Here is a 14,419-nt window from a genome sequence, read left to right as displayed (position 1 = left end):
ACGCTTGTTTCCAGCGCAAATGGGGCGTCCCTAGATCAACACCGAACAACGTTCAGTCACCCGATTGTGTCAACTCGGGCGCCATTCCAGGGTGTTCACTCCGTGCGTTCGGCGAGCACGGAAAGCAACCATCCAGAGCTAGATCACACGAATTGCCTTCCATCGGTCGTGGCTACTTCGATCACGCTTAGCTAACCTTCTCGTTCGTGTCCTCACGAGTAGCCGTCGTCACCGACTCGACCGCGTCGCTCCCCGCCCGTCTGGCGGACCGGTTCAACATCATCACGGTCCCCATGCAGCTCAAGATCGGGTCGGAGTTGATCGACGAGGCGTACGTGCCGACCGACCGGCTGCTGCAGGCGATGGAGGCGCAGATCCCGATCACGACGCAGCCGCCCGCGCCGGACGCGTTCTTCTGGGCCTACCAGGACGCGTGGGCCAAGGGCGCGGAGACGATCGTCTCGGTGCACGTGACGCCGAAGCTCTCCCCCGCGACGGACGCGGCGAAGGCGGCCGCGGCCAAGTCGCGCGTGCCGGTGTTCATCGTGGACTCGCACTCGTCGGGCATGACGCTCGGCTTCGCGGCGCTCGCGGCGGCGCGGATCGTGCAGAGCGGCGGCAACGTCCAGAACGCCCGCAGCGTCGCCGAGCAGCGCGGCCGGGACGCCCAGGTGCTCATCTACGTGGACACGCTGCACTACCTGCGCCAGGCGGGCCGGGTCAGCGCGGCGGCGAAGCTGTTCGGCGACGCGCTCTCGGTCAAGCCGCTGCTCACGGTCGTGAACGGCGAGGTGGAGCCGTTCGACAAGGTCGTCGGCCGCGACCGGGCGCTCGCGAAGCTCGCGGACAAGGCGGTGGCCCTCGCCTACGGCCGCAACGTCGACCTCGCGGTCGAGCACTTCGCGGCCGAGAAGGAGGGCCACGAGCTGCTGCAGATGCTGCAGAAGCGGATCCCGCACGCCCGCGACGTCGTGCTGACCCAGGTGAGCGCGGCGATCGGCGCCAACGTGGGACCGGGCGCGCTGGCCGTCACGGTCTCGCCGTTCTGATCAGAGGTCGGCGACCTCCTCCGCGAGGAGCAGGCCCGGGTCGAACCCCATGGGCGTGAAGTGCCCGGCGAGCTCGAGCGAGAGCACGCCCTGCACGCGCGTCCAGAACGACAGCGCGCGGTGCACCGTCGGCGACGGCGCCGCGACCGTGCTCGCCCACCCGCGGTCCATGCCCAGGAAGACGTCGAACGGGCTCTGCGGCGCGTCGTGCGGCGAGCGGCAGACCTCCAGCAGCACCGCGAGGATCTCGTCGGAGATCGCGGTGATGTCGTCGGGCGCGTGGTAGCCGGGCACGGGCGTGCCGTAGATGAGCAGGTACCGCTGCGGGTCGCTCAGCGCCCACTCCCGGATGACCGCCGCGAGCGCCACGACCGTGGTGCCGGCCTCGTGCGCCGCGCGGACGGTGTCGGCGAGGCTGCGGTAGGCGTCCCGGATGAGCGCGGTGATCAGCTCGTCGCGACCGGCGAAGTACCGGTACAGCGCCGGCCCGGTCATCCCCATCTCCTTGGCGATGGCGTTGAGTGACAACGCTGTCACGCCGTTGGCCGCGATCTGCTCCCATGCGCGCTGTTTGACCTCGTCACGCACCTGGGCGCGGTAGCGCTCGCGGGGCTTCCGCGTCGACTCTGTCGTCATAGTTAGACCCTCTCACACTTGTTATTGACACTCACGCTGCCTTCACGTTAGCTTCTGCATGTCACAACAGTTAGAAGTTATAACCAACGCAAGCACCACTAACGAACGAAGGAGCCCGTCATGACCGCTCGTACCGCCACCGCCGTCCACCCCTCGAAGTCCGTCCTGGTCGCGGCCTGGGCCGCGCCGGTCATGGTGATCGGCAAGTTCGGCCTCCTGTCCGGCATCCCGATCGCCGTCGTGCTCGTCGCGAGCCTGCGCAAGGGGCGCTCGAAGGCCCTGCGCTGGTGGTCGGGCGCGCTGACGGTGGCCTACGCGACGCCGTTGACGATGTGGCTGACCGGACCGAGCGAGGCGCCGAGCCTGTCGAAGTACATGGACACGCCGACGACCGCGGTCCTCGCCGCGACGGGGGTCGCGACCGCCATCGCGCACCAGGTAGTTCGCAGGAGGACTACTGACAAGTAACCTGGCGGGCGTGACCCTCCCCCTGACCGGCGAACGCACGGTGCCCGGTATCGCCGAGGAGAATTACTGGTTCCGCCGACACGAGGCGGCCTATCTACACCTCATCGGCCACTGCGCGGACGCCGTCGTGCTGGAGGCCGGCTGCGGCGAGGGCTACGGCGCGCAGCTGATCCGCACGGTCGCGCGCCGGGTGGTCGCGCTCGACTACGACGAGCTGACGTCGCAGCACGTGGCGCGCGCGTACCCCCAGCTCGACGTGCTGCGCGGGAACCTCGCGACCCTGCCGCTGCGCGACGGCGCCGTCGACGTCGTGGCGAACCTGCAGGTCATCGAGCACCTGTGGGACCAGGAGCAGTTCCTCGCGGAGTGCCGGCGGGTGCTGCGGCCCGGCGGCAAGCTGATCGTGACGACGCCGAACAGGCTGACGTTCTCGCCCGGCCAGGACACGCCGCTGAACCCGTTCCACACCAGGGAACTCGCACCGTCCGAACTGGACGAGATGCTGCGCGACGCAGGTTTCCGCGTTGACGAACTGACGGGGCTGCGTCACGGACGCAGGCTTGACACGCTCCTGAACGGACAGATCATCGACGCACAGGTCGAAGTCGCCCTGTCCGGCGCGCCGTGGCCGGCCGAGCTCAAGGAGGCAGTGGAGTCGGTGACGGTGGAGGACTTCGACATCACCCCTGACGACATGGACGCCTGCCTCGACCTCGTGGCCGTGGCGGTGCGCGCGTGACGGGGAGCACCAGGTCCGAGGGGACGTTCTGCCTGGTCCTGCACAGCCACCTGCCCTGGCTCGCGCACCACGGCGCGTGGCCGGTCGGCGAGGAGTGGCTCTACCAGGCGTGGGCGCACTCGTACCTGCCCGTCGTGGACATGCTGCGGCGGTTCGCCGACGAGGGCCGCGAGGACGTGCTCACGCTCGGCGTCACGCCGGTCCTCGCCGCGCAGCTCGACGACCCGTACTGCCTGCGTGGCATGCACGACTGGCTCGGCAACTGGCACCTGCGCTCGCACTTCGCGGGCGAGCGGCTGCGCGACCTGTCCGCGTACGAGCACCGCGCGTCCTCGTGGGCGTTGGACAGGTTCGAAAGCCAGTGGCGGCACGGGTTCTCGCCCGTCCTGAGGTCCCTTGTGGACTCCTCGACGATCGAGCTGCTCGGCGGACCGGCGACGCACCCGTTCCAGCCGTTGCTGGACCCGCGGGTCCGGGCGTTCGCGCTGCGGACCGGCCTGGACGACACCGCGCTGCGCCTCGGCCGTGCACCGGAGGGCATCTGGGCGCCGGAGTGCGGCTACTCACCCGGCATGGAGGCCGGGTACGCGGCGGCGGGCGTGCGGCGGTTCATGGTGGACGGGCCCGCGCTGCACGGCGACACCTCGGCGGCGCACCCCGTCGGCTCGTCGGACGTGCTGGCGTTCGGGCGCGACCTCGAGGTCTCGTACCGCGTGTGGTCGCCGAAGGTCGGCTATCCGGGTGATGCGGCCTACCGGGATTTTCACACTTACGATCACCCGACGGGCCTCAAGCCGTCGCGCGTGACGGGCAAGAACGTGGCGCCCGAGGACAAACGGCCTTACGACCCGTTGTTGGCGCGTGAGGCGCTCGACCGGCACGTGGCCGATTTCGTGGACACGGTCGTGCGGCGGCTACGGGCGATCGACGGCGGACTCGTCGTGGCCGCCTACGACACCGAGCTGTACGGGCACTGGTGGCACGAGGGTCCGTTGTGGCTGGAGGCCGTGCTGCGCGCGTTGCCGGAGGCCGGGGTTCGCGTCACGACGTTGCGCGGCGCGGTCGAGGCCGGGCACGTGGGCGCGCCGGTCGAGCTGCCGGCGTCGTCGTGGGGCAGCGGCAAGGACTGGCGCGTGTGGGACGGCGCGCAGGTCGCGGACATCGTGTCGCTGAACGAGTCGGTGCAGAAAGAGCTGCTGGGACTGGACTTCTCCGCCGTGGCGCGGAATCCGGTGCTGGACCAGGCGGTGCGCGAGGCGCTGCTGGCGTTGTCGAGCGACTGGGCCTTCATGGTCACCAAGGACTCGGCCGCCGACTACGCCCGCTACCGCGCGAAGATTCACAGCGACCGCTTCAGCGAGCTCGCGGCGCTGGCGCGCGGCGGTCGTGGTCAGGCGAGGGCGGCGGAGCTCCGCGCGGCGGACGGCCCGTTCGGGCACCTGGACGCGCGAGGAATGGGGTAACGGGATGCGCGTGCTGATGTTGTCGTGGGAGTACCCGCCGGTGGTCGTCGGCGGGCTGGGCAGGCACGTCCACGCGCTCGCGACACAGCTGGCCGCGCAGGGGCACGACGTCGTCGTGCTGTGCCGGCAGCCCTCCGGCACCGACGCGATCACGCACCCGACCACCGACGTGGTGAGCGAGGGCGTGCGGCTGGTCCGCGTCGCCGAGGACCCCGCGCACTTCGTGTTCGAGAAGGACCTGCTGGCCTGGACTCTCGCCATGGGCCACGCGATGACGCGCGCCGGGCTGGCGCTCGAGTCGTGGCGCCCGGACGTCATCCACGCGCACGACTGGCTCGTCGCGCACCCGGCCGTGGCGCTCGCGGAGGCGTTCGGCGTGCCGCTGGTCGCGACGGTCCACGCGACCGAGGCGGGCCGGCACTCGGGCTGGCTGTCGCACCCGCTGAACCAGCAGGTGCACTCGGTGGAGTGGTGGCTCGCGAACCGCGCCGACGCGCTGATCACGTGCTCGTCGGCGATGCGCGGCGAGGTCGGGCACCTGTTCGAAGTGGACACCGCCGACGTCTCCGTGCTGCACAACGGCATCGAACCGGGTGGCTGGAAGGTGCGGGCGAAGGACGTCGGCGCGGCCCGGCGCACGTACTCGCCGCACGGTGACCCGCTGCTGCTGTTCTTCGGCCGCATCGAGTGGGAGAAGGGCATCCAGGACCTGATCGCCGCGCTCCCCCGGATCCGCCGGCACCACCGCGGCACGCGCGTCGTCGTCGCCGGCGGCGGTTCGCAGACCGAGTGGCTGCAGGAGCAGGCGCGCAAGCACCGCGTGCTGCGGGCCGTGGAGTTCGTCGGCCACCTGTCCGACCGCTCCCTCGCCGCGTTGCTGACCGCGGCCGACGCCGTCGTGCTCCCCTCCCGCTACGAGCCGTTCGGCATCGTGGCCCTGGAGGCCGCCGCCGCCGGCACTCCCCTGGTCGCGTCGACCGCCGGCGGACTCGGCGAGGTCGTGCTGGACGGCGTCACCGGACTTTCGTTCGCACCTGGTGACGTCGATGGACTCTCTCGCGCCGTGCGTGACGTGCTGTCCGATCCGACGTCCGCGGCGGCTCGTGCGCGCGCTGCGAAGGCACGGCTCGTGACGGACTTCAACTGGGCCACGATCGCCACGGACACCGCGTCCGTGTACGCGAGTGCTGCCGTGCGCGAACCACGGGTCCTAGGGCGCCCCAAAATCGCGACGGGAAATCTGTTCACCTAGGTCCGCTACAGTCGCCGGTCCCGTTAACAAGAGGTGACCGAGGACTGAATGACATACCAACGCTTCGTGGCGCTCGGGGACAGCTGCACCGAGGGCCTGGACGACCTGCTGCCCGACGGCCGGTACCGGGGCTGGGCGGACCGCGTCGCGTCGGCCCTGGACGCGCCGGGCTTCCGCTACGCCAACCTCGGTGTGCGCGGCCGCCGTCTCGACCAGATGCTGGTGGAGCAGGTCCCGTCCGCACGAGCGCTGGAGCCGGACCTGGTGGTGCTCTTCGGCGGCGGCAACGACGTGATGTCAGGCGCTTCGGCCGCGCAGTTGGCTGAACGAGTCGATGCCGTCGTACGCGCCGTGACTTCGTTCGCGCCGACCGTCGCCGTCTTCACGTTGAGCGACATCTCGCACCGCATGCCGTTCGGCTGGCGCATGCGCCCACGCATCGAGGCCCTGAACACGGCCGTGCGCGTGGCCTCGGAGCGTTATGGCGCGGTGTTGGTCGACGTCGAAGCCGACGAGTGCGTGCACGACTCGCGGTACTTCGGGCCGGACCGCCTGCACCTGTCCTCGTTGGGGCACAGGCGGTTGGCGGGACACCTGCTGTCGGCGCTCGACATCCCGTCCGACCCGGCGTGGCTGACGCCGCTCGACGGGGTGGCGGCGCGGGCGTCGATGTTGGAGCACTGGCGGTGGCTGCGCGACCAGGTGCTGCCGGTGGCGTACACGCGGACGCGCAACAAGCTCATCGGCCGACAGCCGGGTGACGGGTTCGTGCCGAAGCGCCCGCAGCTCGCACCGCTGACCTGGCAGCAGCACGCAACGCGTTAGGCCGGCGCGTCCTCCGCCCGCTGGGCCAGGGCCTCCTTGGCCTTGCGGGCCATGTCGGCGATGTCCGCCCGCCGCTGCGCGTCCGCCTCGTAGTCGGCCCGCCGGTCCCGCACCACCCGCGCCGGCATCCCGACCGCGATCTTGAAGTCCGGGATGTCCCCGCGCACGATCGCGTGCGCCCCGAGCACGCACCCGCGCCCCACCCGAGTCCCGCGCAGCACCGTCACCTTCGCGCCGAGCCAGCAGTCCGGCCCGATCCGCACCGGGGACTTCACGATGCCCTGGTCCTTGATGGGCAGCGTGATGTCCTCGACCTTGTGGTCGAAGTCGCAGATGTAGACCCAGTCCGCGACCAGCGACGACGCGCCGATCTCGATGTCGAGGTAGCAGTTGACCGTGTTGTCCTTGCCGAACACGACCTTGTCGCCGATGCGCAGCGACCCCTCGTGGCACCGGATGGCGTTGCCGTCGCCGATGTGCACCCAGCGGCCGATCTCGAGGCGGCCGAAGCCGGGGCGGGCCATCACCTCGACGCGCTTGCCGAAGAAGACCATGCCGCGCAGCACGACGTGCGGGTTGAGCAGGCGGAACTTGAGCAGCCGCCAGTACCGCACGAGGTACCACGGGGTGTAGGCGCGGTGGCGGAGCACCCAGCGCAGCGACGCCATCGTGAGGAACCGCGCCTGCATCGGGTCACGGCGCGACCTGCGCCAGCGGGTCCAGACCGGTGCGCCCCACATGCTCGTCATGGACGAAGACTCTAACTTCGCCCGGCGAGGGCTCCGGATGTGGTTGTGGCGTGGTCCCCGCGGAGGTGAGAGGCGCGGCACCCCGGCCTTGAGGCAGGCTGACGGCATGGCCACTCCTCTCATCATCGACACCGACCCCGGGGTCGACGACGCGTTCGCGATCGCGCTCGCGGCCCGCAGCCCCGAGGTCGAGTTCAAAGCGCTGACCACGGTCTTCGGCAACGTCGGGCTGGACCTCACGACCGCCAACGCGCTGCGGCTGCTCGCGCACCTCGGGCGCACCGACGTGCCGGTGATCAGGGGTTCGGAGGGGCCCGGTGGCGCGGCGGACGTGCACGGTGCGGACGGGCTCGGCGGGCAGGCGCTCACGTTGCCGGAGCACCCGCAGGGGATCAGCGGCGACGACGTCGTGCAGTTCTTCGCGGACACCATCACGCCGGACACCGTCGTCGCGGCGATCGGGCCGCTCACCAACATCGCCAACGCCCTCGACGCCGGCGTCGAGTTCCCGCGGCTCGTCGTCATGGGCGGCGGTCTCGGCATCGGCAACATGACGTTGCGCGCCGAGTTCAACTTCTGGGCGGACGCGAAGGCCGCGCGGACCGTCATCCGCAAGGGCAACCCGATCGTCGTGCCGCTCAACCTCACGCAGCGGTGCATCGCGGACACCGAGTTCCTCGCGAACGTCGACCCCGTGCTCAGCAACCTCACCGGCACCTACCGCGCGTACCTCGCGGCGCACAAGGACCAGAACCACTCCGACCGCGAGGAGGGCATCCTGATCCACGACGCCGTCGCGGTGGCCGAGGCGATCGTGCCGGGCAGCCTGGAGCTGCGGACGCACGGGCTCGACATCGACGACGAGGGTGCGCTCGTCGAGGGAAAGCACCAGGTAGAGGTCGCGGAGGACTGCGATTGGCCCGCGCTGCGGGCCTTCATGGAGCAGCGCTTGTCCGTTTGACGACAGGTTCGCGTCGCTCTCTGGGGTTGCGCGGGCACGGTAAGTAGGGTCCGCGACCATGCAGCGAAGAGTCCTCACGACAGCTGCGGTAGTGGCGGCCATGACGTTCGGAGTGGTCCCTGCCTCCGCTCAGCCCCAGATCCAGGTGGTGCCGGACCCGGCAGCACACGTGAACCCGTTCATCGGCACGACCAACCTCGGGAACACCTTCCCCGGCGCGGTCGTGCCGTTCGGCATGTTCTCCTTCAGCCCCGAGGCCAGCCGCGGCAACACCCTGCGCGCCGCGGCACCCGGCGGCTACCGGTACGACGCCACGAAGATCCGCGGCTTCAGCCTCACCCACATGTCGGGCACGGGCTGCGCGGGCGGCAGCGGTGACATCCCGATCTTCCCGCACGTCGGGACCGTCACGACCAGCCCGACGACCGACGCGACGGACGCGGTCTACGCGAGCGAGTTCGCGCACACCGACGAGGTGGCCAAGCCCGGCCGCTACGACGTGACGCTCAAGTCCGGTGCGAAGGCCGAGCTGTCCGCCACCGAACGCACCGGTGCCGCGCGGTTCAGCTTCCCCGCCGACAAGCCGGCGACGGTGCTGGTCAACACCTCCAAGTCGCAGGTCGGCTCGTCCGACGCGCAGACCGTGGTGGACAAGGACAAGCGGACCATCACCGGCTCGGTCACGTCCGGCAACTTCTGCGGCTACATCAACCAGGTCGGCCGCCGCAGCTACTACACGCTGCACTTCGTGGCGGAGTTCGACCAGGCGTTCACCGAGGTCGGCACGTACCAGGACAACGTTGTCACGCCCGGCAGCACGTCTTCCAAGGGCGGCACGACGTACGGCACGAACGGCTGGCCGGTGCTCGGCAAGGGGTCCGGCGCCTACCTCGGGTTCGCGCCCGGCTCGCAGGTCGGTGTGAAGGTCGGCATCTCCTACGTGAGCCTGGAGAACGCGCGGGAGAACCTGAAGGCCGAGAACAAGGGCCAGTCCATCGAGGACATGAGGGACAACGCGTACATCGCGTGGCAGAAGCAGCTCAAGCGCATCGAGGTCGGCGGCGGCTCCGATGACGAGCGGACCAAGTTCTACACCGCGCTGTACCACTCGCTGTTGCACCCCAACCTCTACAGCGACGTCAACGGCGAGTACGCCGGGTTCGACGGCAAGACGCACAAGATCGACAAGCGGCGGCAGAAGGCCCAGTACGGAACGTTCTCCGGCTGGGACATCTACCGCTCGCAGCTGCAGCTGCTCACCATGCTCGAACCGCAGATCGGCTCGGACATCGCGCAGTCGCTGCTCAACCAGGCCGAGCAGAACAACGGCGTCTGGGACCGCTGGACGCACAACGGCGGCGGCACGCACGTCATGAACGGCGACCCGGCGCCGATCGCGCTCGCCGCCATCTCGGCGTTCGGCGGCGACAAGTACGACCTAAAGTCGTCACTGCGGAGTCTGGTCAAGGCCGCGACCGTGCCGACGGCGCTGGACCTGAGCAAGGACGGCTGGGCGGTCATGTCGGTCGGGCAGCGGCCGTCGCTCGACAAGTACCTGAAGCACCAGTACATGCCGGCCGTGTCGAACGCCTGGGGTGGCGCGGCGGAGACCCTGGAGATCTCCGCGGCGGACTTCGCGATCAGCCAGCTGGCCGAGCGCGCGGGCGAGAAGAAGACCGCGAAGACGTTCGCCGAGCGCGCGCAGTGGTGGCAGAACAACTTCGACCCGGTCGCGGACTCGACCGGCGGGTACATCCGCAACCGCAACGCCGACGGCACGTGGGTCAAGGACTTCACGCCGGACACCGGCAACGGGTTCGTCGAGGGCAGCAGCGCCCAGTACACGTGGATGGTCACGCACAACGTGGCCGGACTCGTCGAGTCGCTGGGCGGCCGTGAGCGCGCCAACAAGCGGCTGGACGACTTCTTCCACAACGCCGACGGCAGCTGGGCGTTGACGGGTCGCGGCGGCGCCAAGTCCGAACTGGACAACGAGCCGTCGGTGAACGTGCCGTGGCTCTACAACTACACGGGCGCGCCCGCCAAGGCGCAGGAGACGTTGCGCGAGACCATCAACACCCTGTGGAAGAACGCCCCCGGCGGCATTCCCGGCAACGACGACCTCGGCGCCATGTCCTCGTGGTTCGTGTTCACCGCGATGGGCATCTACCCGCAGGTACCGTCGCGCGCCGAGCTGGTTCTGAGCGCGCCGCTGTTCACCTCGGTGAAGATCAACCGCGGTGGCGGCAAGGACATCACCATCACCGCCCCTCAGGCGAACACCGCCACGAAGTACGTGCAGTCGCTGAAGGTCAACGGTCGCGCGTCGACCAAGACCTGGCTGCCCGAGTCGTTCGTCGAACGCGGCGGCAAGCTGGACTTCGTGCTCGGCAAGACCGCGTCGAACTGGGGCACCGGGGCTTCCGACGCGCCGCCGTCGTTCCGCGACGGGGAGAAGCCGATCGAGCACGACCAGCCGTACTTCCTCACGGTCGAGCCGCGCCAGCTCGTGGTGGAGCCCGGCAAGTCGGTCCCGGCGAAGGTCAACTCGGTCAAGCTCTACGACGGCGACCCGAAGGCGGCCTACACGATCACCGGTCCCGCCGGGCTGACGTTCACACCGGCGACCGGCACCGTGCCCGCGGAGTTCACGGTCGCGGCCGATCCCGCCACCGCCCAGGGGTTCTACGACATCACAGTGACGGTGACCGTCGAGGGCGCGGCGAAACCGGTGGTGCTGCCGCAGATCGTGAAGGTCGCGCCGGCGGGAAGCATGCTCGCCGCCGTGAACAACGTCGGTGCCTCGGCGGACGCCGACGGTGAGGGCGACTTCGACGGCGGCGGCTACAGCTACTCGCGCGAGGCGCTGGCCGCGGCCGGTCTCCAGCCGGGTGGCACGGGCACCGTCGACGGGCTCACGTTCACGTGGCCGTCGTCGCCTCCCGGCCGTCCCGACAACGCGACGGCGGCGAAGCAAACGCTTGCCCTGTCCGGGACCAGGCTCGCGTTCCTCGGCTCCGCGGCGAACGGGGCGCGGACGAAGCCCGCCACGGTGACGTTCACGGACGGCACCACGGCGTCGGTCGACATCGGCTTCAGCGACTGGACGCTGGGCGGCGGCGGGGCGGCACCGAGCTTCGGCAACGTGGTCGTCGCGAACACGCCGTACCGCAACCAGTCCGGTGGCGGCAACGAGAAGGTCGCCACGCACATCTTCGCGACGAAGACGTACGTGGCACCGGAGGGCAAGACGCTCGCCAGTGTGGTGCTGCCGGAAGACGGCAACATGCACATCTTCGCCGTGGCACTGGGTTAGGCCATCCCGGTGGGGCGGTCCGGTTCGCTGACCGGGCCGCCCCCGCCGCGGGCATGATCCGCCGGTGAGCGACAACGAGCAGCGGCTCGTCCAGGCGGCCCGCGACGGCGAGTGGCTGGTCGGCGACGTGGTGCGCGCCGGCCTCGTGCGGGAGCTGCTGCTGGGGCGGCACGGCGAGATCGACCCCGCCGGGCTGCGGCTGGACAGCGTGCGGGTCGAGGGCGTGCTCGACCTCAACCGCGTGAAAGCACTGGCAGGACTGGTCTTCAGCAACTGCGTGATCGTCGAGCCGATCAAGGCCCGGTACGCGAGCCTGCCCGACCTCGTCTTCGCCGGAGGCCGGTGCGGCGGGATCCACGCGAACGGTCTCCAGGTCGACGGCGACGTGTTCCTGCGCGGTGGCACCGAGTTCGCCGGGGACGAGCCGGACAGCAGCACCGTCAGGCTGATCGGCGCCCGCATCGGGGGCGACCTCGAGCTCTCCGGCGTGCGGATCTCCAACGCGCGTGGCCGAGCACTGGACGCTGCCGACCTGACCGTCAACGGCACGGTGTTCCTGCGCGACGGCACGAAGATCACCGGCACCGGACCGCAGAGCGCGGTCAGCCTGGTCGGCGCGCGCATCGCCTCGAGCCTCGAACTGGCGGAGGTCGAGATCGGCAACGCCACCGGCCCCGCGCTGAGCCTCGACGCGAGCGCGATCGGCGGGATGCACCTGCGCCGCGCGGTCCGGATCACCGCGCACACGCCGAAGAGCGCGGTCCGCCTGGTCAGCGCGACCATCTCGGGACACCTGGAACTGTCGGACACCCGGATCACCAACCCCGCGGGCATCGCGCTCGACGCCAACGGCGCCCGCGTCGACGGTGCGTTGTTGCTGCGCGACGAGGTCTTCATCACCGCGCACAGCGAGGTCGGCGCGGTCGACCTGGTGAGCAGCCGCATCGGGACCGCGTTCGAGCTCGCCGGCACCGAGATCCGGAACGCCGCCGGTGCCGCGATCACCGCCGACCGCATCAGCGTCGACGGCCCGTTGACCGTGCGCGGCGGCACCAAGCTCACCGCGGGCGGCGGCGATCCCGCGCTCAGCCTGATCGGCGCCCACCTGCGCGACAGGTTCGCGTGCTCCGACGAGGTCGTGCTGGAGTCGACCCCCGCGCTGGTCCTGCGCGACGCGACGGTCGGCACGTCGGTGCGCCTGCCGCACGAGGCGTTGTGCCCCGACCGCGGCCGCGGACCGACGTGCCCGCACGGGAACCTGGTGCTGCTGGACGACTTCACCTACTCCTCGCTGGCCAGGTGGGACTGGCAGGAGTGGCTGCACGTGATCCGCTGCCACACCCCCGCGTACCACGCGTCGGCCTACCAGCGGCTGGCCGCGGTCGAGCGGGCCGCCGGGCACGACGGCACCGTGCGCCGGATCCTGATGGCACAGCAGACGGACTTGCGGCGACGCAGCCCGCAGTCGCTCGGCGGACGCCTGACGCGCTGGTTCCACTGGCTGTGGGGAGTGCTCGCCGGCTACGGGTACCGGGCGCGGCGGACGGCGGCGGCGTTGCTGCTGGTGCTCGCGGTCTCCGGGGCGCTCGGCTGGTGGGCGGGCCAGGTGCCGACGCGGCCCGGTCACCTCGCGGCGGAACGGGTCTCGTCGGCCGCGCCCTGTTCAACTGTGGAGCTGATCGGGCTCGGGCTCGACCGCGGCCTGCCGCTGGCGATGACCGGGATGCGGGCGCGGTGCGACCTCGACACCTCGTCACGCAAGGGCCAGGCGTTCACCGCGGCGATCTGGCTCGTGCAGCTCGCGGTGTGGGGCCTCGCGACCCTGGCGCTCGCCGGGTACACGAACCTCGTGCGCAAGCCAGGCTGAAGTGGCGACCCATAAGGTTGGAGCGTGTTCTCGGTTTCCGAACGTGAGCAGCTGCGCCGCGACCTGGTCAACGCCGCCGAGGTCGACCCGAGGGTGGTCGGCGCGGCACTGACCGGCTCGGCCGCGGTGGGTGCGGAAGATCGTTGGTCCGACCTCGACTTCGCCCTGTCCGTCGACCGGGAGACGGACGCGGTCGTCACCGACTGGACCGCGCTGATGTACGCGTGCGGTGCGGTGAGCCACCTCGACATGAGGCGCGGCAACGTCCTGTTCCGCGTTTTCTTGATGCGCTCGACGTTGCAGGTGGACATCGCCTTCTGGCCGTCGGACGAGTTCGGCGCCACCGGACCCACGTTCAAGCTGTTGTTCGGGGAGACGAACCAGTTGCCGCCTGCCGGGCAGCCCGACCGGGACGGGTTGATCGGGCTCGCCTGGCTGTACGCGCTGCACGCCCGGTCGTCCATCGCGCGCGGACGCAGGTGGCAGGCCGTCTACATGATCAACGGGATGCGCGACCACGTCATGTCGCTGTGGTGCCTGCGCGAGGGCGTCGACGCGGTGCAGGGGCGCGGGCTCGACGACCTGGCGGACGCGGACGCCTTCGCCGGGACGCTGGTGCTGTCCACGCACCCCGGCGAACTGCTGCGGGCGTTCCAGGCGCTGACCGCGCTGCTGCTGGGCGAGATCAGTGAGCCTGAGCTGCGCGAAGCCGTCCGGGCGCTGTCTCTCGCAGCAGCAGACCAGCCGTGATCAGCACCAGCACGGCCGCCGAGCCGTGGACGGCCAGCGCGTAGCCGACCGTGCCGCCGTGGGTGATCACGGCCAGGCAGTCGCCGATCGGGATGATCGCGTCCGCCAGGACCACCCAGCCCAGGGCTCGGCGTTGGTTCATGAGCAGCAGGATCAGCGCTGTCAAGGCGTAAGCGAGGTCGCGGACGCCCTTCACGACGTAGTAGCCGGTCGGGTCGACGATGCCGAAGCCCGCTGCGGCGCCGTCGCCGTTCAACAGGTAGCCGAGGCCGAACCAGAAGCCGGCCACCACCACGAGCCACCCCATGATCGTGGTCAAGCGCATTGCGTCCTCCAAGATCTAG

At 70.3% G+C, this 14,419-nt stretch carries 13 protein-coding genes; 10 read left to right on the top strand and 3 right to left on the bottom strand.

Annotated elements, in window-relative coordinates; all coding sequences use genetic code 11:
- Positions 1 to 206: 206 nt before the first annotated feature.
- The gene (locus tag ABZX02_RS04285; protein ID WP_355294667.1) at positions 207 to 1,049 is read left to right on the top strand and encodes a DegV family protein; all 843 of its coding nucleotides are present in this window, start codon (positions 207 to 209) and stop codon (positions 1,047 to 1,049) included.
- Here the strand turns inward: ABZX02_RS04285 and ABZX02_RS04280 are convergent, their stop codons facing one another.
- The gene (locus ABZX02_RS04280; protein WP_355294666.1) at positions 1,050 to 1,685 is read right to left on the bottom strand and encodes a TetR/AcrR family transcriptional regulator; all 636 of its coding nucleotides are present in this window, start codon (positions 1,683 to 1,685) and stop codon (positions 1,050 to 1,052) included.
- A gap of 120 nt (positions 1,686 to 1,805) precedes the next feature.
- Between ABZX02_RS04280 and ABZX02_RS04275 the strand changes: the two genes are divergently transcribed.
- From ABZX02_RS04275 to ABZX02_RS04255, 5 genes are read left to right on the top strand one after another with little or no spacing between them, the layout of a single operon-like run.
- Entirely contained in the window at positions 1,806 to 2,153 is a 348-nt protein-coding gene (locus ABZX02_RS04275; protein ID WP_355294665.1) for a hypothetical protein, read from the top strand.
- Positions 2,154 to 2,163: 10 nt separating this feature from the next.
- On the top strand, positions 2,164 to 2,892 hold the full coding sequence (locus tag ABZX02_RS04270) for a class I SAM-dependent methyltransferase (protein WP_355294664.1): 729 nt from the start codon (positions 2,164 to 2,166) through the stop codon (positions 2,890 to 2,892).
- Positions 2,889 to 4,355 (top strand): glycoside hydrolase family 57 protein, encoded by a 1,467-nt coding sequence (locus ABZX02_RS04265; protein WP_355294663.1) that lies wholly within the window; start codon positions 2,889 to 2,891, stop codon positions 4,353 to 4,355. The genes ABZX02_RS04270 and ABZX02_RS04265 overlap by 4 nt, the downstream gene beginning before the upstream one ends.
- A gap of 4 nt (positions 4,356 to 4,359) precedes the next feature.
- Positions 4,360 to 5,607 carry a glycosyltransferase family 4 protein gene (locus ABZX02_RS04260; protein WP_355294662.1) on the top strand — a complete coding sequence of 416 codons (1,248 nt, stop codon included), beginning with the start codon at positions 4,360 to 4,362 and terminating at the stop codon, positions 5,605 to 5,607.
- A 48-nt stretch (positions 5,608 to 5,655) separates the two neighbouring features.
- Positions 5,656 to 6,432 (top strand): SGNH/GDSL hydrolase family protein, encoded by a 777-nt coding sequence (locus tag ABZX02_RS04255; protein WP_355294661.1) that lies wholly within the window; start codon positions 5,656 to 5,658, stop codon positions 6,430 to 6,432.
- Here the strand turns inward: ABZX02_RS04255 and ABZX02_RS04250 are convergent.
- On the bottom strand, positions 6,429 to 7,181 hold the full coding sequence (locus tag ABZX02_RS04250; RefSeq protein ID WP_355294660.1) for an acyltransferase: 753 nt from the start codon (positions 7,179 to 7,181) through the stop codon (positions 6,429 to 6,431). The genes ABZX02_RS04255 and ABZX02_RS04250 overlap by 4 nt on opposite strands.
- A gap of 106 nt (positions 7,182 to 7,287) precedes the next feature.
- Here ABZX02_RS04250 and ABZX02_RS04245 point away from each other — a divergent pair, with 106 nt between their 5' ends.
- The 4 genes from ABZX02_RS04245 (at position 7,288) to ABZX02_RS04230 (ending at position 14,075) form a co-directional block, all read left to right on the top strand.
- Positions 7,288 to 8,142 (top strand): nucleoside hydrolase, encoded by an 855-nt coding sequence (locus tag ABZX02_RS04245; RefSeq protein ID WP_355294659.1) that lies wholly within the window; start codon positions 7,288 to 7,290, stop codon positions 8,140 to 8,142.
- A 58-nt stretch (positions 8,143 to 8,200) separates the two neighbouring features.
- Positions 8,201 to 11,458, top strand: coding sequence for a GH92 family glycosyl hydrolase (locus ABZX02_RS04240; RefSeq protein ID WP_355294658.1), 3,258 nt, complete (start codon positions 8,201 to 8,203; stop codon positions 11,456 to 11,458).
- Positions 11,459 to 11,522: 64 nt separating this feature from the next.
- Positions 11,523 to 13,325, top strand: coding sequence for a hypothetical protein (locus tag ABZX02_RS04235; protein ID WP_355294657.1), 1,803 nt, complete (start codon positions 11,523 to 11,525; stop codon positions 13,323 to 13,325).
- A 24-nt stretch (positions 13,326 to 13,349) separates the two neighbouring features.
- Positions 13,350 to 14,075 carry a nucleotidyltransferase domain-containing protein gene (locus tag ABZX02_RS04230; RefSeq protein WP_355294656.1) on the top strand — a complete coding sequence of 242 codons (726 nt, stop codon included), beginning with the start codon at positions 13,350 to 13,352 and terminating at the stop codon, positions 14,073 to 14,075.
- On the opposite strand, the gene ABZX02_RS04225 is transcribed toward ABZX02_RS04230, so the two are convergent.
- Complete coding sequence (locus ABZX02_RS04225) at positions 14,011 to 14,400, bottom strand: DUF4267 domain-containing protein (RefSeq protein ID WP_355294655.1); 390 nt, start codon at positions 14,398 to 14,400, stop codon at positions 14,011 to 14,013. The genes ABZX02_RS04230 and ABZX02_RS04225 overlap by 65 nt on opposite strands.
- Between the last annotated feature and the right edge of the window lie 19 nt (positions 14,401 to 14,419).

Origin of the sequence: Lentzea sp. NPDC003310 (assembly GCF_040610935.1) — a bacterium.
GTDB lineage: Bacteria > Actinomycetota > Actinomycetes > Mycobacteriales > Pseudonocardiaceae > Lentzea.
Note: the sequence above shows the minus strand (reverse complement) of the source record. Positions and strands in the feature narration are given on the sequence as shown.

Bases quoted from the DNA above. Each gene is read 5' to 3' on its own strand.
- ABZX02_RS04280 (WP_355294666.1), bottom strand. From the start codon at position 1,685: ATGACGACAGAGTCGACGCGGAAGCCCCGCGAGCGCTACCGCGCCCAG.
- ABZX02_RS04275 (WP_355294665.1), top strand. From the start codon at position 1,806: ATGACCGCTCGTACCGCCACCGCCGTCCACCCCTCGAAGTCCGTCCTG.
- ABZX02_RS04260 (WP_355294662.1), top strand. From the start codon at position 4,360: ATGCGCGTGCTGATGTTGTCGTGGGAGTACCCGCCGGTGGTCGTCGGC.
- ABZX02_RS04255 (WP_355294661.1), top strand. From the start codon at position 5,656: ATGACATACCAACGCTTCGTGGCGCTCGGGGACAGCTGCACCGAGGGC.
- ABZX02_RS04250 (WP_355294660.1), bottom strand. From the start codon at position 7,181: ATGACGAGCATGTGGGGCGCACCGGTCTGGACCCGCTGGCGCAGGTCG.
- ABZX02_RS04245 (WP_355294659.1), top strand. From the start codon at position 7,288: ATGGCCACTCCTCTCATCATCGACACCGACCCCGGGGTCGACGACGCG.
- ABZX02_RS04240 (WP_355294658.1), top strand. From the start codon at position 8,201: ATGCAGCGAAGAGTCCTCACGACAGCTGCGGTAGTGGCGGCCATGACG.
- ABZX02_RS04225 (WP_355294655.1), bottom strand. From the start codon at position 14,400: ATGCGCTTGACCACGATCATGGGGTGGCTCGTGGTGGTGGCCGGCTTC.